This window comes from Saccharothrix texasensis (assembly GCF_003752005.1).
Taxonomy (GTDB): domain Bacteria; phylum Actinomycetota; class Actinomycetes; order Mycobacteriales; family Pseudonocardiaceae; genus Actinosynnema; species Actinosynnema texasense.
Map to the genome: position 1 here is coordinate 231996 of NZ_RJKM01000001.1, position 26860 is coordinate 258855.

The 26860-nt window shown below is 72.9% G+C and carries 16 protein-coding genes; 9 read left to right on the plus strand and 7 right to left on the minus strand.

Annotated elements, in window-relative coordinates; all coding sequences use genetic code 11:
• Positions 1 to 74: 74 nt before the first annotated feature.
• The 5 genes from EDD40_RS00905 (at position 75) to EDD40_RS00925 (ending at position 10554) form a co-directional block, all read left to right on the plus strand.
• Positions 75 to 404 (plus strand): hypothetical protein, encoded by a 330-nt coding sequence (locus tag EDD40_RS00905; protein ID WP_123741194.1) that lies wholly within the window; start codon positions 75 to 77, stop codon positions 402 to 404.
• A 186-nt stretch (positions 405 to 590) separates the two neighbouring features.
• A complete protein-coding gene (locus EDD40_RS00910; protein ID WP_211348041.1) occupies positions 591 to 2114 on the plus strand; it encodes a discoidin domain-containing protein in 1524 nt (507 codons plus the stop codon).
• Positions 2115 to 2268: 154 nt separating this feature from the next.
• The gene (locus EDD40_RS00915) at positions 2269 to 5445 is read left to right on the plus strand and encodes a GH92 family glycosyl hydrolase (protein ID WP_123741195.1); all 3177 of its coding nucleotides are present in this window, start codon (positions 2269 to 2271) and stop codon (positions 5443 to 5445) included.
• Between the two features lie 76 nt (positions 5446 to 5521).
• Complete coding sequence (locus tag EDD40_RS00920) at positions 5522 to 9031, plus strand: ThuA domain-containing protein (protein WP_123741196.1); 3510 nt, start codon at positions 5522 to 5524, stop codon at positions 9029 to 9031.
• A 173-nt stretch (positions 9032 to 9204) separates the two neighbouring features.
• The gene (locus EDD40_RS00925; protein WP_148088642.1) at positions 9205 to 10554 is read left to right on the plus strand and encodes a pentapeptide repeat-containing protein; all 1350 of its coding nucleotides are present in this window, start codon (positions 9205 to 9207) and stop codon (positions 10552 to 10554) included.
• Between the two features lie 82 nt (positions 10555 to 10636).
• Here the strand turns inward: EDD40_RS00925 and EDD40_RS00930 are convergent, their stop codons facing one another.
• The 3 genes from EDD40_RS00930 to EDD40_RS00940 form a co-directional block, all read right to left on the minus strand.
• Entirely contained in the window at positions 10637 to 11599 is a 963-nt protein-coding gene (locus EDD40_RS00930) for an AbfB domain-containing protein (RefSeq protein WP_123741198.1), read from the minus strand.
• Between the two features lie 50 nt (positions 11600 to 11649).
• Positions 11650 to 12171, minus strand: a complete 522-nt coding sequence (locus tag EDD40_RS00935; RefSeq protein ID WP_123741199.1) for an AbfB domain-containing protein — start codon at positions 12169 to 12171, stop codon at positions 11650 to 11652.
• Between the two features lie 86 nt (positions 12172 to 12257).
• Entirely contained in the window at positions 12258 to 13031 is a 774-nt protein-coding gene (locus tag EDD40_RS00940; protein ID WP_123741200.1) for an IclR family transcriptional regulator, read from the minus strand.
• Positions 13032 to 13265: 234 nt separating this feature from the next.
• Here EDD40_RS00940 and EDD40_RS00945 point away from each other — a divergent pair, with 234 nt between their 5' ends.
• Both EDD40_RS00945 and EDD40_RS00950 read left to right on the plus strand, forming a co-directional pair.
• Positions 13266 to 14225 carry a hypothetical protein gene (locus EDD40_RS00945; protein WP_148088643.1) on the plus strand — a complete coding sequence of 320 codons (960 nt, stop codon included), beginning with the start codon at positions 13266 to 13268 and terminating at the stop codon, positions 14223 to 14225.
• Positions 14226 to 14332: 107 nt separating this feature from the next.
• Complete coding sequence (locus EDD40_RS00950) at positions 14333 to 17251, plus strand: AfsR/SARP family transcriptional regulator (protein ID WP_123741202.1); 2919 nt, start codon at positions 14333 to 14335, stop codon at positions 17249 to 17251.
• 77 nt (positions 17252 to 17328) lie between these two features.
• On the opposite strand, the gene EDD40_RS00955 is transcribed toward EDD40_RS00950, so the two are convergent.
• The 4 genes from EDD40_RS00955 to EDD40_RS00970 form a co-directional block, all read right to left on the minus strand.
• Positions 17329 to 18537, minus strand: a complete 1209-nt coding sequence (locus tag EDD40_RS00955; RefSeq protein WP_148088644.1) for a hypothetical protein — start codon at positions 18535 to 18537, stop codon at positions 17329 to 17331.
• Between the two features lie 795 nt (positions 18538 to 19332).
• Positions 19333 to 20214, minus strand: coding sequence for an HpcH/HpaI aldolase/citrate lyase family protein (locus tag EDD40_RS00960; RefSeq protein ID WP_123741204.1), 882 nt, complete (start codon positions 20212 to 20214; stop codon positions 19333 to 19335).
• Positions 20211 to 20978 carry an IclR family transcriptional regulator gene (locus EDD40_RS00965; protein WP_123741205.1) on the minus strand — a complete coding sequence of 256 codons (768 nt, stop codon included), beginning with the start codon at positions 20976 to 20978 and terminating at the stop codon, positions 20211 to 20213. Before EDD40_RS00965 ends, EDD40_RS00960 begins: the two co-directional genes overlap by 4 nt.
• Positions 20979 to 21007: 29 nt before the next feature.
• Positions 21008 to 23017: an oxidoreductase gene (locus EDD40_RS00970; protein ID WP_246037313.1), complete on the minus strand. Its 2010-nt coding sequence runs from the start codon at positions 23015 to 23017 to the stop codon at positions 21008 to 21010.
• Positions 23018 to 23198: 181 nt separating this feature from the next.
• Between EDD40_RS00970 and EDD40_RS00975 the strand changes: the two genes are divergently transcribed.
• Together EDD40_RS00975 and EDD40_RS00980 are read left to right on the plus strand one after the other, a co-directional pair.
• Positions 23199 to 24863: an ABC transporter substrate-binding protein gene (locus tag EDD40_RS00975; RefSeq protein WP_170184894.1), complete on the plus strand. Its 1665-nt coding sequence runs from the start codon at positions 23199 to 23201 to the stop codon at positions 24861 to 24863.
• 5 nt (positions 24864 to 24868) lie between these two features.
• A complete protein-coding gene (locus EDD40_RS00980; RefSeq protein ID WP_123741208.1) occupies positions 24869 to 26860 on the plus strand; it encodes an FAD-dependent oxidoreductase in 1992 nt (663 codons plus the stop codon).

Sequence of the window (26860 nt, forward strand, 5' to 3'; positions counted from 1 at the left end):
GGAACCCCTTCCCGGCGGCGGAGTGCCCCAGGATCCGGTCGGTGATGCGGAGGGGTCTCGATAGGCTGTCGGCCATGGTGGCGCACTACCGCGACGAGAAGGCGGCTCGCGCGTTGCCCGCCTTGGTCCCGATGCATTCCCAGCACGTCGACGAGGGATATCGGATCGTCGCCCCGGACGCGACCCTGACGGCGGTCGTGGCGCACGTGCAGTGGTTGGACAACCACCCCGGCGGGCCCGACACGCACGTGATGATCTCGTTCGAGGACGGCGCGAACGTCGAGTTCCCCTTCGACGTGCCGCTGACCGCGGTCTGGCACGACGAGCGCCGGGCCATCCCGTCGGCGGACCTGGCCGCCGCGGCGCCGGCCACTTGGCGGACGCCGGCCGGCCGCTGGAAGTGATCACGCGGAACGGGGGCGGTGGTGGCGTGGAGCCGTCAAGGTGAGTCCGCCGACCGAACTGTCCGGTTCCGGACAAGTCTGGTCGAGTTTTTGCGTCTGTGAGTCAAGTTCTTGCGTCAAGTTGTCGACTTTACTTATGGTCGTGTGACCCTCCTTACAACGACGCAAGGATGTGGGCGGACCACCATGCGCACCCTGCTCAGCATCGTGATCACGTTCTGCTCGGCCCTGGCCCTCGCCGTCCCCGCGACCGCAGGCACTCCGGCAGCGGGCGCCCCGACCGCGGGGACACCGACCGTCGCCACCGCGCCGAGCGCCCAGGCGGTGCCCTCGGACGTGCACCTCTTCTACTACCCCTGGTACGGCAGCCCCGACCTGTACGGCTCCTACCGGCACTGGCAGCAGGGCGGCCACACGCCACCCGACGACATCGGCGCCGACTTCTTCCCCACCCTCGGCGCCTACGACTCCGGCGACCTGACCCGCGTGGTCGACCAGCACATGCAGTGGGTCCGCCGCTCCGGCGCCGGGGTGATCGTGACCAGCTGGTGGGGTCAGGGCTCGTACGAGGACCGGCTCGTGCCCGGCCTGCTCGACGCCGCCGCCCGGCACGGCGTGCGGGTCGCCTTCCACCTGGAGCCGTACGGCGGCCGCACGGCGCAGAGCACCGTCGCCGACGTCCGCTACCTCGACGACCGCTACGGGTCGAGCCCCGCCTTCTACCGCGACGCCCAGCGCGGCAACCGGGGCGCGTTCTACGTGTTCAACAGCCTGGACGTGGCCGACTGGACGCCGCTCGACGCCGTCCGCGACACCGGCATCGTGCTCGCCCAGACCACCGACATGAGCAAGGTCGCGCACTTCGGCGGCATCTACACCTACGACGTGATCGCGAGCAGCGCCGCGATCGGCTGGAAGGGCGTGGCCGACCACGCCCGCGCCAACGGCCTGGTCTGGGCGCCTTCCGTCGGCCCCGGCTACCTGGACGACCGCGCCGTGCCCGGCAACACCAGCCCCACCCTGGACCGCGCCGACGGGGCGACCTACGACCTGCAGTGGCGCAACGCCCTGAGCCCCGAGACCGGCGGCAAGCCGGACTGGGTGTCGATCACCTCGTTCAACGAGTGGCACGAGGGCTCGACCATCGAGCCCGCCGACTCCACCCCGCCGGCCGGCCACGGCTACCTGACCTACGAGGGCGCCTACGGCCGGACGGGCCAGGCCGCCGAGACCGCCTACCTCGACCGCACCCGGTACTGGGTCGAGCAGTTCACCGGGTCCGCGCCGCCCGTGCCGAACCCGGACCTCGCCGGTGGCCGCGTCTTCACCGCCCGGAGCAACGTCCCCGGCCACGCCGGTCCGAACGCCAACGACGGCGACGCGGGCACCTACTGGGAGAGCGCGCACAACCTGTTCCCCCAGCCGTTGACCGTGGACCTGGGCGCGACCGAGGAGGTGGGCCGCGTCGAGGTGGCCGTGCCGCCCGGGTGGGAGCCCCGCACCCAGCGGATCACCGTGCGCGGCAGCGCGGACGGCCGCACGTGGACGACCCTCGTGGCCAACCGCGGCCACCGGTTCGACCCGGCCACCGGCAACCGCGTGAGCATCACCGTCCCGCAGGCGTTCCAGCGCCACCTGCGCCTGGTCTTCACGGCCAACACCCGGTGGCCCGCCGGGCAGGCGGCCGAGGTCGGCGTGTTCCGGTTCTGACCGCGCCGCCGAGCGGACCGAGCGGACCGCGCGGGGTGGTGCGGGAGCGGTCCGGGCGGTCCCGGGGCCGGCTCACCATCCGGATCGTCAACCGCGGCCGCCGTCACCTCGACAACTCCGGCCGACACCGTCGCCACCCAGGGAGAGCCCTGCCATGAGCACCCGAAGGCCGCGCCTGGCGGTCGTCCTCGCCGTGGCGCTGACCGCGTCCACCGCGACCGCCGCCACACCCGCGCACGCCCAACCGCCACCACTGGTCACCGACCCGACCAGCCTCGTCAACCACTTCATCGGCACCGGCAGCGGCGGGGAGCACGTCGGCTCCGTCAACACCTTCCCCGGCGCCGTCGCGCCGTTCGGCATGCTCAGCTGGAGCCCGGAGACCACCTCCCGGCCCGCCGGCGGCGGCTACGACCACCGCGACCAGGCCTCGCTCGGCCTGAGCGTCACCCACCTGTCCGGCGTCGGCTGCCCGGTGCAGGGCGACCTGCCGATCCTGCCGACCGTCGGCGCGGTCACCGGCTCGCCGGCGGGCGCCACGCTCCCGTTCAGCCACGCCGACGAGAAGGCGAGCCCCGGGCTGTTCGAGACGAAGCTGGGTGACGCGGGCACCGGCGGCGCGATCACCGCGCGCGTCGCCGCGACCACCCGCACCGGCGTCGGCCGGTTCACCTTCCCCGCCACCGAGCAGGCCAACCTGCTGTTCAAGGCGGGCTCCTCGCAGGTGGCCAACACGGCCGCGCAGGTCCGCGTCACCGGCCCGGACCAGCTCGCCGGCACCATAGCGGGCGGCCGGTTCTGCGAGCAGCCCAACACCTCCGCGGTGCACTTCGCCGCCGTGTTCGACCGGCCCTTCGCCGCCACCGGGACGTGGCACGACGACGTGCTCACCCCCGGCGGCACGGCCGTCGACCACCCGCGCGGCGGCGCGTGGGTCACCTTCGACACCCGCCGACAGCGCCAGGTCGGCGTGAAGGTCGCGATCAGCTACGTCAGCCCCGCCAACGCCCTGGCGAACCTGCGGGCGGAGGCGCCCGGCTGGGACGTCGACGGCGTGGCCGGGCAGACCCGCGCCGCCTGGCACCGGCTGCTGTCGAAGATCCAGGTCGGCGGCGGCACGCGGGACCGGCAGACCCAGTTCTACACCGCCCTCTACCACTCCCTGCTGCACCCCAACGTGTTCAGCGACGTCAACGGCCAGTACACCGGCTTCGACAACCGCGTGCACACCTCGGACCGGGTGCGGTACGCCAACTTCTCCGGCTGGGACACCTACCGCACCCTGGTGCAGCTGCAGGCCGTGCTGGCGCCGGCCGAGACCAGCGCGATGATGCAGTCGTTGGTGGACATGGCCGCCGAGGGCGGCTGGCTGCCGAAGTGGCCGGTCGCCAACGGCTACACCGGTGTGATGAACGGCGACGCGGCCGCCGGGCTCCTCTCCTCGGCCCACGCGTTCGGCGCCCGCGACTTCGACACCCGCGCCGCGCTGGCCGCGCTGGTGAAGGGCGCGACCCGGGTGCCCACCCCGGCCGAGCTGGGCCAGGGCTGGTACGAGCAGCGGCCCGGCCTGGCCGAGTACCTGCGTGACGGCTACGTGCACAACACCAGGGCCACCGACATCTCCCACGTGCCCAACGGCGCGTCGGCCACGCTCGAGTACGCCATGGCGGACTTCGGCATCTCGCGGTTCGCCGGCGCGCTCGGCGACCAGGCCACCGCCCGCGCGTTCCTCGTCCGCTCGCAGAACTGGACCACCCTGGTCAACCGCGGCTCGGGCTTCCTGCAACCGCGCGACGCGACCGGCGCGTTCCCGGCGGGCAACCCGGTCACCACCGGGATGGGCGTGTTCGGCCAGTCCGGGTTCCAGGAGGGCAACGCCGCCCAGTACCTGTGGCTGGTGCCGCACAACGCCCGCGGCCTGCTGGACGCGGTCGGCGGCGACGCGCGGGCGATCAGCCGGCTCGACCGGTTCTTCACCCGGGACAACGCCGGGCCGAACAACCCGTTCTACTGGGCGGGCAACGAGGTCAACATGCACGTGCCCTACCTCTACAACTACGCGGGCGCGCCGTGGCGCACCCAGGAGGTCGTCCGCCGCACCCTGGACACCCGCTACGCCAACACACCCGACGGCGAACCCGGCAACGACGACCTCGGCGCGCTGAGCTCCTGGTACGTGTGGTCGGCGATGGGCCTGTACCCGGCGACCCCGGGCACGGACGTGCTGACCGTGACCACGCCGCTGTTCCCGCGCGTCCAGGTGAACCTGCCCGGTCACCGCACCACGATCACGTCCACCGGCAGCGGCGCCTACCTGCGCGGCCTGTCCGTGGACGGCACGGCGACGCAGCGCACCTGGCTGCCGGGGTCGGCGCTGCTCGGCGACGGTCCGGGCGGCCGCGCGTCGACCTCGCTGGCGTTCGGCTTGACCGGGCAGCCGGACCGCACGTGGGGCACGGGCGCCGACGCCCGCCCGCCGTCGTTCCCGGCGGGCGCACCGCGGTTCCCGCCCGGCGTGACGCCGGTGGAGCTGACCACCAGCCCCGCGCGGCCGACGGTCGCGGTCGGCTCTCCGTCCACCGCCGCGCTGTCGTTCGCGGTCGGCGCGGGCGCGGAACCGGCGACCCCGGTGTCCGCGTCGACCGTGTCGTGGCGGGCCACACCGCCCGCCGGTGTGACCGTGACCCCGGCGGAGGGCACGGCGAGGGTGGTCGACGGCGTGGCCACCGCGCAGGTGTCGTTGCAGGCGGCCGAGGGCGTGGTGCAGGGCTTCACGACCATCCCCGTCGTGCTGACCTCGGAGGTGGCGTTGTCGCCGGTCTCGGTGCCGGTCGCCGTGGTCGGCTCGGGCGCCTCCGCCCGCGTGTGCGGCGTGCTCGGCGCCACGAACCAGGCCAGGGGCATCACGCACATCGAGAGCGGGGGCGACGGCGTCACCACCCCGGTCACGGTCGGCGGGCGTGAGGCGCGTCGGATGGTCGAACGGGTGCCCGGCGGCCTGCACATGTACTTCTCGGTGGACGAGCGGATCGCCGCCGACGGCCGGTTCCCGACCGCGTTCACCGTCGACTACTTCGACGAGGGCGCCCACTCGTGGAGCCTCCAGTACGACTCGCGCGACGGCAGTGCCTACCAGCACGCCGGCAGCGTCACCAACACCGGCACGAACACGTGGCAGACGGCCACGATCACCGTGCCGGACGCGGCCCTGGCGCACCGCCAGAACGAGCGGGCCGACTTTCGCCTCGCCTCGGGCTCACCGGTGGTCGTGCACCGGGTGGCCGCCGTGGTCGACGGACCGGGCGTCCTCCCGATGGACCTCTGCGGCTGAGCCCACCCCTGAACACCCGGCACGACCGCCACCCGGGCGGCTTCGCGGACGCCCGGCCGAGAAAGGAATCCCTGCCATGGCCGAGTCCCCACCGCGGTGGGCGCGGGCGTTCGGCGCCTCCCTGCTGACCGCCTCCCTGCTGCTGCCCCTCACCCAGAGCACCGCCGCCGCGGCCATCCCGCCCGGTGACTACCAGCAGGTCCAGCTGGCCTCCGGCGCGGCCAAGCTCGGCGAGCCGATGTCGCTGACCGTGCTGCCCGACCGGTCCGTCGTGCACACCGCCCGCGACGGCACGGTCCGCGTCACCAACGCCGCGGGCAACACCACCACCGTGGCCGGGAAGCTCGACGTCTACACGCACGACGAAGAAGGGTTGCAGGGCGTCGCGGCCGACCCGGCCTTCCCCACCAACCGCTGGCTGTACCTGTACTACTCGCCTCGCCTGAGCACACCGGACGGCGACGCGCCGACCGAGGGCACCGAGGCGACGTTCGCACCGTGGCGCGGCGAGCTGCACCTGTCGCGGTTCACCCTGAAGGCCGACAACACCCTCGACCTGGCCAGCGAGAAGATCGTGCTGCGGGTGCCCAACGACCGCGGCCAGTGCTGCCACGTCGGCGGCGACCTCGACTTCGACGCCCAGGGCAACCTGTACCTGACCACCGGCGACGACACCAACCCGTTCGTCTCCGACGGGTACACCCCGACCGACCAGCGCGCCGACCGCAACCCGCAGTTCGACGCGCAGCGCTCGTCGGGCAACACCAACGACCTGCGCGGCAAGGTGCTGCGGATCAAGCCGCAGGCCGACGGCACCTACACGGTCCCGGCGGGCAACCTGTTCGCGCCCGGCACCGCGCGGACCCGGCCCGAGATCTACGCCATGGGCTTCCGCAACCCGTTCCGGATGAGCGTGGACAAGGCCACCGGGATCGTCTACCTCGGCGACTACGGCCCGGACGCGGGCGTCACCAGCCCGACCCGCGGCCCGAGCGGCCAGGTCGAGTTCAACCGGATCACCCGGCCGGGCAACTTCGGCTGGCCCTACTGCACCGGCACGAACACCACCGACGAGACCTACGTCCGCCACACGTTCCCGAGCGGTCCCTCCGGGGCGCGCTACGAGTGCGGCACCGGCGTGAACAACACCTCGCCCCGCAACACCGGCCTGACCACCCTGCCCGCCGCCCAGCCCGCCTGGATCAGGTACGCGGGCGACGCGGGCTCGCCGCCCGAGTTCGGCGGCGGCTCCGAGTCGCCCATGGGCGGCCCGGTCTACCGCTACGACCCCGCCCTGAACTCGGCGACGAAGTTCCCCCAGTCGCTGGACGGCCGCTACTTCGCGGGCGAGTACGGCCGCCAGTGGATCAAGGCGATCGGGGTGGGCGCGGACGGCTCGCCGGGCCCGATCGAGGCGTTCCCGTGGAGCGGCACGCAGGTCATGAACATGCAGTTCGGGCCGGACGGCTCGCTGTACGTGCTGGACTACGGCACCGGCGGCGGCAACCAGGCCATCTACCGCATCGACTACAAGGGCAACGCCCCGCGCGACCCGGTCGCCCGGGCGGCGGCGGACCGCACGTCCGGACCGGTGCCGCTGACCGTGAGGTTCTCCTCGGCGGGCAGCACCGACCCGGAGGGCGGCGCGCTGTCCTACCGGTGGACCTTCGGCGACGGCGGCACCTCCACCGAGGCCAACCCCACGCACACCTACACCGCGGCGGGCAACTACTCGCCGACGTTGACCGTGACCGACCCGCAGGGGCTCACCGGCACGGCCGGCGTCCTGGTCACCGCGGGCAACACCGCGCCGACGGTCACGTTGCAGGCACCCGGTGACGGCGCGCTGTTCGCGTTCGGCGACACGGTGCCGTTCCAGGTGTCCGTGAGCGACCCGGAGGACGGGGCGATCGACTGCTCCCGGGTCAAGGTGACCTACCTGCTCGGCCACGACAGCCACCGGCACCAGATCACCCAGGCCACCGGGTGCGGCGGGCAGATCACTGTGCCCGTGGACGGCGAGCACGACGACGCGGCGAACATCTACGGCGTCTTCGACGCGGAGTACACCGACCGGGCGGGCCTGACCTCGCACGCGGTGAGCGTCCTGCAGCCGCGCCACCGCCAGGCCGAGCACCACACCGCCCAGCAGGGCGTCGAACCCGCGAACCACGGCGGCGCGGAAGGCGGCCGCACGATCGGGTTCACCGACAACGGCGACTGGATCTCGTTCCAGCCCTACCGCCTGGGCAACGCCCGGTCGGTGACGGCCCGCGTGTCCTCCGGCGGCCCCGGCGGCACGATCGAGGTGCGCGCCGGGTCCGCGACCGGCACGCTGCTCGGCACGCTCACCGTGCCCAACACGGGCAGCTGGGACACGTTCGCCGACGTCTCGGCGAACCTGGCGAACGCGCCGACCGGCACGACGGCGTTGTTCTTCGTGTTCAAGGGCGTGACGGGGCAGGGCAACCTGCTCGACCTGGACGCGTTCACCTTCACCACCGGCGCCGCCGGGCCGCCCGGACCCGAGGTGCTGGTGTTCAGCAAGACCGCCGGCTTCCGCCACGACGCCATCCCGGCGGGCACGCGAGCGATCCGCGACCTGGGGTCGGCCAACGGGTTCACCGTCACCGCCACCGAGGACGCCGCCGCGTTCACCACCGCGAACCTGGCGAAGTACGCGGCGGTGGTGTTCCTCAACACGACCGGCGACGTGCTCGACGCCGCGCAGCAGACCGCGTTCCAGTCCTACGTGGACGGCGGCGGTGGCTACGTCGGCGTGCACGCGGCGGCGGACACCGAGTACGACTGGGCCTACTACGGCCGGCTGGTGGGCGCGTACTTCCACTCGCACCCGCACATCCAGCAGGCCACCGTGCGGTCGGAGGACCAGTCCCACCCGGCGACCGCGCACCTGCCGGCGACGTGGAGCCGCACCGACGAGTGGTACAACTTCCGCACCAACCCGCGCGCGACGTCGAAGGTCCTGGCCAACGTGGACGAGTCCGGTTACACCGGCGGCACCATGGCGGGCGACCACCCCATCTCGTGGTGCCGCACGCAGGCGTCGGGCCGCTCGTTCTACACCGGGCTCGGCCACACGGTCGAGTCGTACGCGGACCCGGTGTTCCGGACCCACCTGCTCGGCGGCATCCGGTACGCGGCGGGCTTGGTGCAGGCGGACTGCCGTCCGCAGGGCCAGCCGTCGCAGCGGGTCGAGGGTGAGGCGTACACGTCGTCGGCCGGCGTGCAGATCGCCTCGCACGGCACGGCCGGCGGCGGTCAGACCGTCGGTTACATCGACGACGGCGACTGGGCCGGCTACGGCCAGACCACCGCGTCGGGCAAGACCCGCTTCACCGCGCGGGTGTCGTCGGGCAACGCGGGCGGGCGCATCGAGATCCGCGCGGGGTCGCAGACGGGCACGCTGCTCGGCTCGGTCGCGGTCACCGGAACCGGCGGCTTCGACCGGTTCGCGGACGTGTCGACGACGTTGGCCGGCACGGCGTCCGGACCGGTGTTCCTGGTGTTCACCGGCACCGGCGCGGGCGGGTTGTTCGACGTCGACCACTTCACCCTGTCCTGACCGGGTGAGCGGTCCCCGAGCCCGATCAGCGCGGGCTCGGGGACCTCGTCGCGGGTCGCGCACCGTGCCGGGACCCGAGGTGGGCGTCACGCCCGGAACCGTTGGGCACCAGGCGTTGGCGGCACTTCGACCGAACCCGCGGCACCCCGCCGCGAGAGGTGTAGCCTCCGCAGGTGATCAGGAGGAACGGCGGCCCGAGGAGACGTCCGCGTGCGACCCGCCCGTTGGGCATGCCGTTGCTGCTCCTGCAGATCGCGCTGGTCCTCCTGCTCGGGTTGACCATCACGGTCGTCGCCGCGGTGGCCGTGTGGTGGTGGCTCCTCGGTCGTCCGCCGGTCGTGCCCGGCGCCCCGGTCGACTTCACCGTCGAGAACCGCTACCGGCTGCTGACGATCGCGTTGACGGTCGCCGGTGGCGTCGGCGGGGTCACCGCGCTGGTCATCGCCTACCGCAAGCAGCTCCTCGGCGAGGCGGAACACGCGCGCGAGGACACCAAGCTGTTCACCGAGCGCTACGCCCGCGTCGCCGAGCAGCTGGGCTCCGACAAGGCCGCCGTGCGGCTCGCCGGCGTGTACGCGATGGCGGACCTGGCAGACGACTGGCAGAGCCGCCGGCAGGTCTGCATCGACGTGTTCTGCGGGTACCTCCGGCTGCCCTACCGGCCGCCGGACGGCGCCGGGTCCGCCGAGGACGAGCGCGCGGCACTGGAGGAGCGGCAGGTGCGCCACACCGTCATCCGGCTGGTCCGCGACCACCTGCGGCCCGGGGCGGAGGTCGGCTGGAACGGGCACGACTTCGACTTCACGGCGGCGGTCTTCGACGGCGGGGACTTCGGCGGCGCGGTGTTCGGCGGCGGCGCCGTGTCGTTCCGGTCCGCGCGGTTCGTCGGCGGTGACGTCTCCTTCCGCGACGTGGTGTTCGCCGAGGGCGCCGAGGTCTCCTTCGACGGCGCGGTGTTCGACGGAGCGGAGGTGTCCCTCGACGGGGCCGCGTTCGCCGGTGGGCAGGTGTCGTTGCGCGCGGCGGACTTCCTGTCCGGCACCGTGGACCTCTCGAAGGCGCTCCGGTGGCAGCCCCCGCCGGAGCTGGACCCGGAGCGGGCGGGACCGGTGCTGGTCCTGCCGCCGTTCGGTCGGCTGCTGCGCGCGGTCCTCGACCGCCGACCCGTGGTCCGGGCCGGCGGGTCCAAGAGGGCGCGGCGGGAGGCGGCGCTGCGCAGGACGCACGGCATGCCGGACCGGGAGGACCTGATCGGCTACCTGGAGAACGGGCACGTGCCGATCGCGTTCACCGATCGGCGCGTCCACGTGACCCCGACGCTCAAGATCCCCTACTCGGAGGTCGCGGAGGTGACGTTCACGTGGCACAGCGAGACGGTGGGCAGCGGCACCGACCAAGGCCCCTCCACCGACACCATCACGTACATCCGGATCCACCACCGGGACGTCGAAGAGCGGCTCTACCAGCACGGCGACGTCGTGGTGGAGCTGGTCCGGGCGATCCGCCGGCTCCCTCGGCCGTGAGCGCGCTCCTCCCCGCCGCCTTCCGCGTGGTGGACGGTCCGCCGGTCGGCCCCGGGGGTCCGGTGTCGGCGGCGGTGACAGCTCAGTTGCTCCGGTAGAAGGTGGCGTCCGCCCTGGCCGTGGGGTCGACCGCCGGTTCCAGGTAGAGCTTGAAGTCACGATGCCGCAGGTAGCGGTCGGGGAAGTTCTTCGACCGCAGCGAGACGCCTCCCGCGTCCGCGAGCCCGTCCACGAGGTGGAAGGTGGAGTCGTCGACCCAGGTCGGGTCGCCGGCCCCGGCCGGTCCCTGGAGCTTGATCCGGAAGTCCTGGTGGCGCAGGCACCGGTCCGGGTAGTTGACCGACTGCAGGGCCACCTGGTCGCCTCCGCGGTCGAGCAGGGTGAAGCGGAAGTCGTCCGCCGGGTGGTCCGGTGGGGTGAGCTCGCCCAGCCAGTTCCGGTGGCGGAGGTACCGGTCCGGGAAGTTGGCCGACCGGAACTTCCAGGTCACCGGGGCCTGCCAGTGGATCTTGGTCCAGGCGGTGTAGTCGTGCGGGCCCTCGGACTGCAGAGCCTTGACCTGGAACACGTAGGCGTGGCTCGACGTGAGCCCGCCGACGTCGCGCCGGGTGGAGTTCCCGGGGAGGTCGGTCTGGGAGTCGTCCGGCGCGCCGACCCCCCAGCGGAGCAGGACCTTGTCGTACCCGGCGTTGTTGGTCCACGCCAGGGTCGCCGTCTCGTTGGCGTACGTCGCCACGTGGAGGCCGGACGGAGCGCGTGCCGCCGGCGGCGGCCCCAACGGACCGGTGGTCCGCGCCTGGAAGCTCGCTCCGCGGACGTCGCCGTCGGGGTAGACGCAGTCGACGGTGAAGGTGAGCAGCGTGCCGCTCGGCAGGTTGGACCACGTGTAGCCGTTGAGCACCGTGTCGGGGAGCGTCTCCGCGGAGGCACGGGGATTCGGGTGCACGCGGAACGCCGACGGAGTGTCTCCGTTCACGCCCCAACTGTTGAACACCTGGTGGTCGGAGACCACCGCGTTGCCGAACGCAGGCCCGACGTGTCCCATGGCATGTCCTTTCGTCAGGTCGGAGGAAGGCGCCGGCCGCCGCTGCCGCGTCACGCGATGTCGCGGCGGGGCGGTCCGGGGACGAACCCGTCGGTGATGCGGAACGTCGCGTCGGCGCGGGCCAGGTCGTCGGCCGCGGGCTGCAGGTAGAGCCTGAAGTCGCGGTGGCGCAGGTAGCGGTCCGGGAAGTTCACCGACTGGAACGACGCCCACGACGGGTCGGCCAGGCCGGGGACGATGCGGAAGGACGCGTCGGCGAGGAACAGCTCCGACTCGGGCGTCAGGTAGGTCGGCGGCCGGTCGGGGTCGATGACGAGGTGGTCCTCGTGCAGCTTGATGACGAAGTCCTGGTGCCGCAGGCGGAACCGCGGCCAGTCGGACGCCCGGAACGCGACGCTCTCGCCGACGTCGGGGTTGTGGTCGCCGCGTCCGGAGAGGAACGTGGCGTCCCGCTTGTCGAGGTCGGTCGTGATGTCGGTCAGCTCGCCGAGGAAGTCGCGGTGCCGAACGTACTTCGTGGGGTGGTTGAAGGACTGCAACGACATCGTCGGGTAGTTGCCGTGATGCGCCATCGGACTTCTCCCTTCACGCGCATGACGGCAAGAGTCCGCCGCGGTGGGGGGTGGGGGAACAGCGCGGTCCGCTGAGCGGACCGGCCTCAGCGGCTCGTCGACAGGTTCCGGGTGATGTCCAGGGAGGCCCGCCGCACGAGGTCGTCCAGCCCCGCGGGCACCCGCTCGGTCACCGAGATCGCGCCGACCGCGCCGATGAGGGAGCCGTCGTCGCGGCGGACCGGCACGGCGACGCAGCACAGGCCGGCGATCACCTCGTGCCGGTCGACCACCGTTGACCCGGCCCGGCGGAACTCCGCGAGCGCCCGCCGCCACTCGCCGGACGTGAACCCGGCCGGCGGGTCGCCCGCAGCCGGCGTGCCGGCCAGCCGGAGGACCTTCCCGGTGGCGGTGGTGACGGGGAACTCGTCAGCGGGGTGGAACCGCGGCAGTTCCGTCACCGGTCCGCGGGTGCCGAGGACCACTCGAACCCGGTTCTCGTGCAGCACGGTCACCACGACGGCGGTCGAGGTGAGGACGGACAGCCGCCGCACCGGCTCGCGAGCGGCGTCCTGCAGCCCGGGGATCGGTTGCCAGGTGTTGCCCAAGCGGGACATCAGGTGCCCGATGAAGTAGCGCCCCCGGTACCGCTGCACGGCGCCCAGCTCCACCAGCTGGTCCACCAGCCGGTGCGTGGTCGACTTGGGCAGCCCGGCTTCGCGGGCGAGCCCGGACAGCCCCATGCCGCACTCGGCGCGGGAGAGGACGTCGAGCAGCCGGAAACCGCCTTCGAGCACACCGCGGCCACCCACCGCCTCGTCGGCGCCGTGCCGCGTCGGTCCGCGCACGCCCATCTCCCCCTCCACCTGCAAGCTCGTCACCCGGCCCGCGTCCGTTACCGAACCGCGCAGCCCTCGTCGACCGGGGCCTCACGGGCATCCACCCGGCGGAGGACCAGGGGCGCGAGGTCACCCGAGAGCCGGGGGTCGCGGGGTCGGAGCCACCACAACCCGATCACAAGCCTGCTGCTCTACAACATCGGAGAACCGGAAACCCGGGCATCACACGAGTGGGGGAGAGGTATGCGAGGCAGGGCACGAGGAGGTGTGGTCGTCGTGGCGCTTGTCGCGGTCACGGTGGCCACGGGGGCGATCACCGGTGCGAGTGCGGAGGGCGACGCCTACGGCGGGTGGGTGCGCCGGGAGGGGAACACCATCCACTTCGTCGCTTACGAGGGCTTCCAGAACCACGTGGACGCGCAGAAGGAGGGGGAGATGGTGATCGTGGACCAAAAGAACCCGATCGCCCTGCGCGCCGGCAGCGGATGCTGGCAGAGCGGGTTCGCCGAGAACGCCGTGACGTGCGGCGAAGGGGTCACGGCGGTCCACATCGACCTGGGCGACGAGGACGACGAACTCTCCGTCCGAGAGCCGATGTCGACCGTCCTGGGCGGCCCCGGGAGCGATGTGATCAAGATCGGGATGTCGGACGACACCGTGTCAGGAGGAGCGGGCGACGACACGATCTTGACCTGGCAAGAGGGCAGTGGCAGCGACACGCTCAAGGGCGGCGACGGTACCGACACGGTCGAGTACGGTTACGGGTCCGGCTCGCCCCCTGGGGACTTCGTCTACAACGACATCGAGAGCATCACCGGCAACCCGGGCCCGTACACGCTGCTCTGGATCGTCGAGGGGGCGGCCCATGTCGACGTCCACGACGCGGAGCTCCGGCACACCGCCGCGCCGGACAGGGCGAACTCCGCCGTGGTCTCGCCGCTGCCCGGCGGACGCCACCTCGTCCGCGACGCAGCGCCGATCGTCGCCGGCGTCGGCTGTCGGCACCTCGAACCGTCCGACCTGACCGCGGTCGCCTGCGACGGGGTCCGGCGCATCACCCTGGTCGGCGACGACGGGGACGACCGGCTCGCCAACGGCACCGACCTGCCCGCCACGCTGCTCGGCGGTTCGGGGGACGACGTCCTCGAAGGCGGTTCGGGCGAGGACGTCCTGGATGGCGGCACGGGCACGGACACGTGCGCCGGCGGCGAGCGCGTGAGGTCCTGCGAACGGTGACCGTTCACGACTCGTGATCGCGGCCGGGTCGCGACCCGGGGCCCGGACCGGGGCCGCCCGAAAGGCGGTGGCGCCCGGTCCGGGCCTCGTGGTCTGCTGGTCGTGAGATGACCGCGAAGGCCGACATCAGGGTGCTGGGCAACCTGGAGTTGATCGGGCCGGCGGGCCCGGTCGGGCTCGGCGGCCCGCGGCCCCGCACGATGTTCGGCCTCCTCGCCCTGCGGGCGCCACGCGTGGTGTCGCAGGAGGCGTTGCTCGACGCGATCTGGGGCGAGGACCCGCCGCCGTCGGGCACTCGGAACCTGCACGCCCACATGGCCTACCTGCGTCGCTCGCTCGCCCGCGCCGACCTGGGCGACTTGATCGTCACCCGTCCACCCGGCTACGCCCTGGACGTGCGACCGGAGGCGGTCGACAGCAGGCAGTTCGAGGAGTTCGTCCGCCGCGCTCGCAGCGCCGGGACGCCCGGCGAGATTGCCGCCCACCTGCGTGAAGGGCTGGCGCTGTGGCGCGGGGACGTGCTGGCCGACTGCCCCGTCCACGAATGGGGGCACGCCGAGGTGGCGAGGCTGCGCGAGGTCCGCCTCTCGGCGATGGAGGAGCTGCTGGAAGCCGACATCGCTCTCGGCCGCGGCGCGCACGTCGTCGCCGAGCTCGAAGGGCTGGTCGCCGACCACCCGCTGCGGGAGCGGTTCTGGGAGCTGTTGATGCTCGCGCTCGCCGAGGGCGGGCGTCGGAGCGACGCGCTGAACGCCTACCGACGGGCTCGGGCCACCTTGGTCGACCAGCTCGGCCTGGAACCGGGCGCCGGGTTGCGCCGGCTGGAGGCCACCGTGCTGGCCGCGGGCGTCGAGGAGGCGCCGCGACCGGCGGAGCGCGACTTCCCCGCCCCGGTGACGCCCCTGGTGGGCCGGGCCGAGGAGGTCGCCGAGCTGACCGCGTTGCTGGAGGACCACGGCCTGGTCACCCTGGTGGGCATGGGCGGGGCCGGCAAGACCAGGCTCGCCCTCGCGGTCTGCGAGAACCGGGCGGAGGCGGTCTTCGTCGACCTCGCGCCGCTGTCCGACCCGCACCGGCTGCCGCAGGTGCTGTGCGACGGGCTCGGCGTCCGCGAGGACCCGGGCGTCGACCCGGTCGACACGGCGGTCCGCCACCTCAGGGCACGGCCCGTCACGCTGGTGCTCGACAACTGCGAGCACGTGCTCGACTCCTGCGCGCCGGTGGTCGACCGCCTGCTGCGCTCCTGCCCCCGCCTGCGCGTGCTGGCGACCAGCAGGGAGGCCATCGGCCTGCTGGGTGAGGCGATCCGGCCCGTGGCGGGCCTGGCGACGCCGCCGGCCGAGGCGACCGGTCTCGACGAGGTGCGCGACTACGCCGCCGTCCGGCTGTTCCTCGCCCGCGCGGCGCAGCCCGCCGTCCGAGCCCTCACCGACGACGACGCCGACGCGCTGGCCCGCCTCTGCCGGCGGCTGGACGGCTTGCCGTTGGCGCTCGAACTGGCCGCCGCGCGCACGAACGTGCTCTCCATCGCCCAGATCGCCGACCGGGTGCACGATCCCGCGCTGCTGCACGCCCCCCAACCCGGCGGGCGGTTCCACCACCAAGCGCTGGACGCGACCATCTCCTGGAGCTACGACCTGCTCGACGACGCCGCCAGGACCAGGTTGCGCCGCTTGGGCGCGTTCCACGGCGGGTTCGACCTCGACGCCGCGCAAGCGGTGTGGGAGCAGGACGGGCCGAGCACCCTGGACGCCCTGGCCGGCCTGGTGGCGAAGTCGCTGGTCGTGGTCGACCACCGCCCGGCGGGCGCGCGGTACCGGCTGCTGGAGGTGATCCGGCACTTCGCGGTCGGCAAGCTGGCCGGTCGGCCCGCCGAGGCCGACCGGGCGCGCGAGCTGCACGGCCGGTTCTACCTCGCCTCGGCCGAGGACGCGGACGCGGGCCTGCGCGGACCCCGTCAGGTCGAGTCGATGCGCCGGTTCGCGGCGGAGGCCGAGAACCTCTGGGCGGCCAAGGAGTGGTTCGCCGCTCGTGGCGACGGCGCGGCGGGGCTGCGCCTGGCCGTCGCCACGGCTCGGTACCACCGGCTCAGCGGCCACTACCGGCGCGGCCGGCGCTGGCTCGACGACGCGCTCGCCGGCACGCGGGACGGTGTGCCGGCGCCCTTGGTGACCGCCGCCCGGATCGCCGCCGCGTTCCTCGCCTACTTCCAGTTGGCCTACGCCGATTCGGTGGCGCACGCGACCGCGGCGCTGGCCGGGTTCCGCGCGCTGGAGGACCGGACGGGCGAGGCGAGGGCGCTGCGGCTGCTCGGCTCCATCGCCCGGGAACGGGGCCACTACGAGGAGGCCCGCGAGTGCTACGCCGAGGCCTTGGTCGCGCAGGTCGACGACCCGGCCGCCGTCGCGGACATCCGCCAGATGGCGGGCTTCACCGCGTGGGCGGCGGGCGAGCTGGACGAAGCCGAGGCGCTGCTGAGCGAGGCACTGCGCCACTACCGGCTCGCGCGGGACGAAGAAGGCGTCGCGTCCACGCGCATCCAGCTCGCGCTCACCGCCGTCTACAAAGGACAGCTCGGGCGGGCGGGCAGGCTGGCCGAGGAGGCGCTGGGCACCTTCCGCGAGCTGGGGTTCAAGGAAGGCCTCGGCTACGCCTACGACGTGCTGGGGCTGGTGGACCTCCGGACGGGCAACCCCGAGGACGCCGTCGCGCGGCTGCGCGCGGGCCTGGAGGTCCACGGCGCGGTCGGCGACCGCTGGCGGCAGGCGAGCGTGGCCGACACCCTGGCCGCCGCCTACCTGGCCGTCGGGCGGCCTTCCACCGGGGCGCGGCTGCTCGGCTTCGCCGACTCCCTGCGCGAACCGCACGGCATCCCCGTCCCGGCGCAGGAACGCGCCGACCGCGAGCGGACCGTGGCCCGCACCCGCTCGACGCTCGGCGAGGACGCCTATCACGTGGCGTACGCCGAAGGTGCCGAGACGCCTGTGACGCTGGAGGACGGGCCTCGACCGCTGCGTGCCACCTGACGGCGCCGGCGCCGCTCCCGGGGGAGCCGACGCGGCGCGGTGGCCGACCGTCGTGGGCCGGCCACCGCGCCGCGCTGTCACAGGTTGACCTGCCAGTGGAGGTTCACCTTGTACTGGCCGTCGTGGCCGATGAAGGTCATCGTCGTGGGCGGCAGCCGGTGGTTGGTCCAGCCGAGGTTCTGCGGGTTGACGTAGAACGGCTGGAGCCGGTGCGGCAGCTTCACGAACGCCGTGCCGGCCTTGAACAGCTCGTCGTCGAGCAGACCCATCAGCCAGGTCGCGAACTTGTCCGCCAACCAGCCCACGACCTGGCCGATCGCCTCGGCGATGGCGGCCCCGACGTAGGGCGCGGTGGCCGAGGCGACCGCCTTGGCGATCTCCGCCTGCACCTTCGCGGAGACCTTCGCCCAGGCTTGCTGGATCGCGGCGGCGAAGTCACCTTCGTCCTCCTCCGCCAGCATCACCGTGGCCACGAAGCTGCGCGGCCAGGCACCGGCGGCGGTGAGGTCGAACCGCCGGAACAGCTTGCCGGGGTCGGCGTAGTTGACCGAGTCGCCCTGGTCGAAGTCACCGACGAACCACCGGTTGACCTTCGTGGCCTTGCCCGTGTGGTCGACGGCGACGCCACCCATGGCGATCTCGTCCTCGAACCACCAGTCCGAGGTCTCGTCCACGCACTTGACCTTGTCCACTCGCAGGTCGAGCGACGTCAGCTTGGGCAGGGCGGACCGCGCGGCGGCCTCGTCGTCCACCCAGCCCTCGCGCTCCAGCTCCGCGGCACGGGCCAGGATCGTGCGGTTGAGGGACTCACGGTCGTACCGCACGTCGGCGAAAGCGCCGTCGAAGCCCAGCCTGCGGAACTCCTCCACGGGCAGCCGGCCGTGCCTGCCGAACTGCTCGATCCTGGTCTCCGCCGGTGAGGCGACCAGGGTTCGCGCCGTGTCGACGATCGGGCGGAGGCGGTCGGCGGGCAGGGACAGCAGACCGGTCCTCAGGTCCGCCTCGATGCTGCCCTCGGGGTAGGTCGCGGTCGGGTCGGAGGCGACGGCGCTGTAGGTGTAGCGCAGCGCCAGCTCGGCGTCCTGCGTGATGGTGAGGAGCGCCGGGTGGGTGTCGGCCAGCGGGGCGGGGCCGGGCGTCGGCGGGTACTCCGGCTCCTCGACAGCCGTGCGGGGCGGCCCGGCGACTGCCTGCGCGGGCACGGCCAGCACCGCCAGCGACGCCACGAGCAGCGGGATCGCGTAACGGCGCAGACCCGGAAGGCCGGTGCGCGGTGGTGTTCTCATCCGAGGACCTCTCTGTCGTGGACGACCGGGCGATCGTCTCCGGGGAAGGTCTACGGACGGCGGGTTGCGACCGGCCTGTGCTCCGGTTGTGGTCTCCCGGGGCAGGGCGGCCGGATCACCTCGAGCACCGTGCGGAGGCGTTGGTGTCCGGGCGCAGCCACGGTGACACGCCCACCGCGCGCGCAGCTCCCGTAGCGGGCCACTACCCGCACCGGCTGGGCGAGTAGATCATCTTCGACCAGGCGAAGGTCCCGTTGTCGGCACGGCAGCCCTTGCGCGTGACCGGTGCACGGCCTTCACGTTCGAGAAGAATGATGTCGGTCCGGGCCGAGTTCGTCTTGCAGGTCGGCGACCAGCGGATGTCGACGTATGGGCGTGCTGGGGGTGCTGGGCGAACTCCAGCGCAGCCACGGCGCGCCGGCCGACGCCGAGCTGAGCGCGGATCGGTCGGTCCAGGAGCTGCCTGGCCGTCGGCGCCCTGATCACCGCGGTGGTCGCCCGGCGTCGTCGGCGTCGCGTCGAGCGGACGACGCCGCCCTACCCGCCGGGTTCCCACCACCAGTCCTGACACCGCGGGACGGTTCCACTGTCGGTGGGACCGCCCCCGCGCAGGACCTTCCGCCTCCTGGCTCCCGGGGAACATCACCTCCCGAAGCAACCTCCTGCCCGTCCGACGCTCTCGCCCAAGTCGCGGCATGGACAGCGGTGCCGTAGGGCGGCAACCGGTGTCTGCCAGGGTGACCGCCGGGGGCGGTCCACGTCGAACACCTCTTCACGGACGGCGAGCGCCGGGGGTCAGCGGTCCGGCGCGGGGTTGCGACGCCCCGCCGGTGTCGCGGAGGCGTCCGCGCGGGCGAGGACTTCGTGGGCCGCGCGGAGGACGGCAGGGTCCACGAACCGGCCGGCGCGGTCCACCGCGGCGTGGTCGGTGAAGTCCCGGACGAGCGCGGCGGCTTCGGCGACCTCCGCCGGCGTGGGGGTGAAGACGGCGTTGATCGTCGCGACCTGGCGGGGGTGCAGGGCCGTGCGAGCGCGGAAACCCTGGCGCAGCAGGAGGTTCGTGGTCTCCGCGAGCCGCTGGGTGTCGTGCACGTCGGTCTCGACCGGGCCCACCGGCGCGTTCAGGCCGGCCGCGGCGGAGGCCAGCACCACCTGGAGGCGGATGCCGTGCAGTTCGCTGCGCCGGTCGTCCGGGCGCAGGCGCAGCTCGCCGGCGAGGTCGGCCTCCCCGATGCCCAGCCGCGTGACGCGGGGTGCGGCGCACACCTGCTCGACCCGCAGCACGCCGAGGGCCGTCTCGATCAACGGCACGACCGCGATCCCGCCCGGGGCCAGGTGGTGGCGGTGTTCGACGGCGGTGAGCAGGTCGGCCACCCGGCGCAGCGGTCCGGGTTCCGCCTTCGGGACCCAGATGCCGGTCAGGGCGGGTGACGCGACGGCCGCGACGTCCTCCTCCACGAGGTCGGGCTCACCGTTGACCCTGACCCAGACGGACCGGCCCGGTGGCAGGTCGGCGAGCAGGGCGCGGACGGCCTGGCGGGCGCGGTCCTTGTCCGCCGCGGGCACCGCGTCCTCCAGGTCGAGGATCACGGCGTCCGTGTCGCCGGCGACCGCCTTGCGCAGCCGGTCCTCGTGGTGCCCGGGGACGTAGAGGAAGCTCCTCGCGGGTGGTGTCACCAGCTGCCCCTGAGCATCTCGGAGACCCGGCGGGCCGCGTCGACCACGGCCGGGCCGCAGCTGCGCATGACCTCGTCGCCCAGCCTGGCCGTGGGGCCGCAGACGCTGAAGCACGCGAACGCCCGCGCGTTGGGCCGGGCGGTGATGGGCGCGGCGACCGCGGCGGCGTAGGGGTCGCGCTCGCCCACGCTCTCGGTGTAGCCGCGGGCGCGGTCGGCGTCCAGGAGGTCCCGCAGCTGCCGGTCGTCGTGGACGGTCCGCTCGGTCAGCGGCGTCAGCTCCGTCTGCGACAGGTACCGGTCCAGCTCGGCGGCGCTGAAGGTCATCAGGATCGCCCGGCCCGACGCGCCCGCGTACAGCGGGGCCCGCCGGCCGACCTCGATCGTCATGCGCACGTCCTGGCGGCTCTGCACCTGGGCGACGTAGACGCGGTGGGAGCCGAGGACGAAGCTGAGCGTCACGGTCTCGCCGGTCAGGTCCCGCAGCTCCTCCATCACCGGCAGGGCGAGCGCCCGGACGTCGACCGACCCCAGGGCGGCGAGGCTCAGCTCGGTGGCGCGCGGGCCGAGCTGGTACTTGCCGCGCTCGTGCTCCTTGGCGACGAGGCCCCAGCTCGTCAGCGCCTCCAGCACCCGGTGCACGGCGCTCTTGGGCAGCGCGAGCCGCTCGGCGATGTCCGTGACCCCCAACTCCGCGTCCGCGCCGGTGAAGCTCAGCAGCACGGCGGCCACCCGGTCGACCGACTGCATCCCGCTCGACTGCATCCCACTCGTCCTCTCGACGTCCACGGCTCTCACAACCTCCCCCTCAGCGCGGCTGCCGCGGCGCGCACCCCGACCGCCCGCGCGGCGGCCAGCCCGGCCAAGCGCCCCTCGAACGCGGCTTCCAGGGCGGTGCGGGGCGCGTAGGCGTCACCGACGGACGTCGTCGACACCCCGCTCGGCACGGGTGGGTGGGCGTTGGCCTCGCGCGGGCGCAGGAACACCACCGACGAGACCTGGTCCACCTGCTCGGCGCGACCCGACAGCGGATCGGTGAGGATCATAGAGTCGCCCGCCATCCCGGTCGGTGCGCGCAGCAGGACGGCGCTGAACCCCCTGCCCCGCAGGCGGTCCAGCAGCGCGGGCTTCGAGTAGACCGGCACGCGCCAGGACAGCGCGGCGCGGTCGGTGACGAGGGTGACGCGGCGGCCCTCGTGCAGCAGGTGGTCGGCCAGCGCGAGGGCCGTGGCGGTGCCGTCCTCGTCCACCAGCACCACGTGCCGACCGGTGCCGCCGGGCTCCTCGACGGCCCGGTCCACCGGGATCTCCGGGTAGGCGGAACCGGACGTCGCCCGGACCGGTTCGGCGGGCGCGGCGGCCCCGGTCGCGAACACCACGTGGTCCCAACCCTCGGCGAGCAACGCCGCGTCGGCGCGAACGCCCAGCCGGACGTCGACGCCGAGGTGGCGCGTGGTGGCGGCGAGCTGCTCGACGAACAGGCCGAAGCGCCCGCGCATGGGCAGCTTCGCGGCCAGCCGGAGCGCGCCCCCGAGTTCGGGTGCGGCCTCCACCAGGGTGACCCGGTGCCCGGCGGACGCGGCGGCGCTCGCGGCCTCCATCCCGGCGGTGCCACCGCCCACGACGAGGACGCGCAGCTTCGGCGCGTGCCGCGCGGCCTCGCGCAGGGCCGCCCACTCGCGTTCCAGGCCGACCTCGGGGTTGACCACGCAGCTGATGCCCAGGCCCAGTTCGAGCCGGCCCGCGCACCCCTGGTTGCAGGCGATGCACTCGCGGGCCGGGGGCGCGGCCGGGTCGGTGCGCGAGGCCACGAGGGTGGGCAGCGCGATGTGCGGTCGGGCCAGGGCGACGAGGTCCGCGCTGCCGTCGGCGACGAGCGCGGCGGCGTTGTCCAGGTCGTCCACGCGGCCGACCGCGAGCACGGCGAGGTCGGGGAACGCCGCCTTGAAGGCGCGGGGCAGGTGCCGGAACGGCAGGGCGGGGAAGCTCATGTCGGCGATCTGCGTCGCCACGCTCCCCGTGCCGACGTACGCGGAGTGGCTGACGTGCAGCACGTCGAAGCGGTAGTCGCGGACGAGCAGTTCGGTGGCGACGAGCATCTGCTCCAGGTCGAGGCCGCCGTCGAGGAACTCGTCGGCGCTGACGCGCAGGATCACCGGCATGGTTCCCGGCAGCGCGCCGAGCACCGCTTCGACCACCTCCCGGGCCAGCCGCAACCGGTTGGTCAGGCTGCCGCCGTAGGCGTCGTCGCGGTGGTTGGTGGCGGGGGAGAGGAACTGCTGCAGCAGGTGGCCGTGCCCGAGGTGGAGCTCGACGGCGTCCACGCCCGCCGCCGCCACCCGCACGGCCGCCGCGGCGAAGGCGTCGACCAGCTCGGCGATCTCGTCGGTGGTCATCGAGTGCGGGATGGCCGCGGTGCTCGACCACGGCAACGCCGACGCGCCCCACGCCGCGGTCAGCACGTTGTGCCCACCGGCCTGCCGTCCCACGTGCAGGAGCTGGGCCGCGAGCTTCGCGCCGCCGCCGTGCACCGCGCGGACCAGCTCCGCCAGCGAGCCGACCACCCGGTCGTCGAACGCCGACACGGTGTTGGCCCGGCCCAGGCTCGTCGGGTGCACGCGCATGCCCTCGGTGATGATCAGGCCGACACCGCCCTCGGCCCTGGCCCGGTGGTAGGCGAGGTGGCGGTCGGAGAACAGGCCGTCCACCGCGAAGTTGGTCGTGTGGGCGGGCACGACGACGCGGTTGCGCAGTTCCAGCCTGCCGGCCCGGACCGGGGTGAGCAGCTCGTCGGGTGTCGTCACCGCACCTCCTCTTGACGTGAGCCGTCCAGGGCAGACCTCTGGACCGATCAGGCGACTGTGGTTACGTCCGGTTACGTCCTTGCATCGCCAAGCTAAGAACCTTGACATGATGTGCGCCACTCCTCAGAGTGGAACACAAGCGTACTGCCTTCCCACTGAGCGGAACAAGGTGAGGTTTCGGATGACGAAAAGATCACTGGACCGGGCGAAGTGGACATTCGGCACGTCATCTGGAATCACCCGAACGGGCGTCCTCGTCGCGGCGATTGCGCTCACCGCGACCGCCTGTGGCGGCGGAGGCGGCGGGGCCGCCGGCGGCCAGGCGGCCAGCTCCACGTTCACCTACGCGCTGTCCGGCCTCCCGACGAGCCTCGACCCCGCCGACTACCAGGGCGACCCCTCCCGCAACGTCGGGTTCGAGCTGGGCAGCTCGCTGTTCCGGTGGGGCACGGAGAAGCTGGACAAGGCCGGGTGCGACGTCCTGGCCAACGTCGACCAGCTCGAGGGGGAGCTGGCCGACACCCACGAGCGCTCGGCGGACGGAAAGTCCGTCAAGGTCACCCTCCGCGACGCCACCAGCGCCGCCGGCAACAAGCTCACCTCCGCCGACGTCAAGTGGACGATCGACCGGCTCATCGCGCTCAAGGTCGGCACGCCCACCACGCTGATGCAGGACGTCGCCGACTACGCCGCCGACCCGATCAAGGTCGTCGACGACAAGACGTTCGAGATCGTCATGGACAACCCGTCCGCGATGGACACCGCGATCCTGACCTGGGCCCAGTTCCGCATCCTCGACAGCACCGAGGTCAAGAAGCACGTCACCGAGGCCGACCCGTGGGGCAAGGAGTACGTCGCCAAGAACAGCGCGACCTTCGGCCCGTGGACCCAGAAGCCGGAGGACTTCGTCGCCGGCGACCGGCTCACCCTGTCCCGCAACCCGAACTACCCGGGTGAGCGCGGCGACGTCGAGAAGCTGGTCTTCCTGTCCGTGCCCGACGCCTCCAGCCGCGCCCAGCTCGTCTCCACCGGCAACGCCAACTACGGCACGGGGCTCCAGTACGAGCAGTACGCCCAGCTGAAGTCCACGCCCGGCGTCGAGGTGCAGACCTGCGTGTCGGCCGACCGCATCCCCCTGGTGCTCAACGCGGCGGACCCGGTGCTCGGCAAGCCCGAGGTGCGGCAGGCGTTCTCGCTGGCCATCGACCGCAAGACGATCGTGGACGCGGTCTACCGCGGCTTCAACAAGCCGAGCCGGTACGGCCTGAGCCAGGCGTACGGCATCGAGCACACCGCCGAGGGCACCTACGCCCACGACGTCGACAAGGCCAAGGAGCTGCTGGCCGACGCGGGGGTCGGCGCCACGTCGATCACCCTGCACATCAGCCCGGCGCGACCGGGCCCGGAGGCCGAGCAGATCGCGATCCTGCTCAAGGACCAGCTGGCCAAGATCGGCGTCGAGGTCAAGATCCAGACCGTCGCGAGCGCCACCGAGATCAACACCATCTTCCACGACGGCAACTTCCAGGCGCTGCTGTACCTGGAGCCGCCCGCCGTCGCCGACCCCTACTACTCGGTGTTCCTCTACAACTCCTCGTTCAGCAAGCTCAACACCTTCGGCTACGCCAACGCGGAGCTGGACGCCGTCGCGCGGCGGATCGGCGCCCTGAGCCCCGGACCCGAGCGCGACGAGCTGGCCAAGAAGGCCTCCGAGCTCCAGGTCGCCTACCCCGGCCTCATCTACCTGGTGGACCGCGACTTCGTGCACGCCGTGCGCACCGGGTTCACCAACTACCAGCACGCGCCCAACGGCGAGATGTTCGTCCACACGCTCAAGCGGGGATGACCCAGATGACCGACTACCCGAACCTGTTCAGCCCGATGCGGATCGGCCCGAAGACGGCCAAGAACCGCATCTGGATGACCGCCCACAGCACCCAGCTGGTGAAGGACCACAACTTCAGCGACGCCCACGTGCACTACTACGCGGAGCGCGCCAAGGGCGGGGTCGGCGTCATCACCATGGAGGCGATGGCGGTCCACCCCACCACCCAGCCGTACAAGGGCAAGATCTTCGCCTTCGATAAGGCGGTCGTGCCGAACTACCGCAAGCTCGCCGCGGCCGTGCGCGAGTACGACTGCCTGCTGCTCGCCCAGCCGTGGCACCGCGGCCGGGAGACCAGCGGCCAGGTCAACCGCCTGCCGGTGTGGGCGCCGTCGTCGGTGCCCTGCGCCGTCTACCGCGAGATGCCGCACGTCCTCACCGCCGAGGAGATCGACGAGCTCGTCCAGGGCTACGTCCTGGCGGCGCGCTACGCCGTCGAGGGCGACCTGGACGGCGTGGAGGTGCACGGCCTGGCCCACGGATACCTGCTGGGCCAGTTCCTCTCGCCCGCCACGAACCACCGCGACGACGAGTACGGCGGCGACTTCGACCGGCGGCTGAGCCTGGTCCTGGAGATCATCGAGAAGACCCGGGCGGAAACCGGCCGGGACAAGATCGTCGGCGTCCGCATCAACGGCAACGACGGCGACGTGCCGGGCGGGCTGACCAACGAGGACTGGACCCGCATCGCGCGGGCCATCGCCGACACCGGCCTCGTCGACTACATCTCGGTCACCCAGGGCACCTACCTGGAGCGGATGAACATCTACGGCGCCACGCCGAAGCCCGCCGGGTTCCAGGTCGAGGACACCGCGCGGATCAAGGCCGCGGTGCCGGAACTGCCGATCGTGGTGGCGGGCCGGATGAACACCCCGGAGCTGGCGGAGCAGGTGCTGGCGTCGGGCGGCGCGGACCTGATCGGCATGGCCCGGACGCTGATCGCCGACCCGGAGTGGCCGAACAAGGCGCGGGACGGCAAGGCGAACTCGATCCGGCCGTGCGTCGGGGCGAACTGGTGCCTGGCCTCGATCGTCAACTCGCCGCTGGCGTGCGTGCACAACCCCGCCGTGGCACGGGAGGCGGAACTGGGCGTGGGCACGCTGCTCCCCGTCAGCGTCGCCAAGCGGGTGGCGGTGGTCGGCGGCGGCCCGGCCGGGCTGCGGACCGCGCTCACGGCGGCCCAGCGCGGCCACCACGTGACCCTGTTCGAGCAGGAGTCCGAGCTGGGCGGCCAGGTCCGGCTGATCGGCCGGTCCGAGACCTACGCCGAGTGGCAGGGCATCACCGACTGGCTCGTCTCCCAGCTCGGCGAGACCTCGGTCGACGTGAAGCTCGGGCACCGGGTCGAAGCGGCCGAACTGCTCTCCGGCTACGACGAGGTGGTGGTGGCGACCGGCTCCACCCCGCTCAAGCACGGCTGGAGCTCGTTGCGGCCGGCGTCGTGGGGCGACGGCACGATCGTGCCCGGCGTGGACCAGTGGAACGTCCACTCCATCAAGGAGGTGCTGGAGGGCAGGGCGGAGATCGGACCCCGGGTCATGATCTTCGACGACACCGGGGCGCGGCAGCCGCTGGTCGCCGCCGAGTACCTGGCCGACCGCAGGCACGCGGTCACCCTGGTCACCCGGCTGCCGCAGGTCTCGCCCGACCTGGAGGCCAGCCGCGACCTCCAGTCCACCTACCGCCGGGCCCGGAACAAGGGCATCCGGTTCATCACCGACCACGAGCTGGCCGAGGTCGTGGAGGACACCGTCGTCCTGCGCGACGTCTGGACCGGCGAACTCGTGCCGCACGAGGACGTCGACGCGGTCGTGCTCAGCACCGGCAACCGGGCCGACGACGCGCTGTTCCACGCGCTCAAGGGTTCTGTGCCGGTCCGCGCGGTGGGCGACTGCGTGTCGCCGCGCCGCGTCTTCAACGCCATCTGGGAAGGCGAACTCGCCGGAAGGGACATCTGA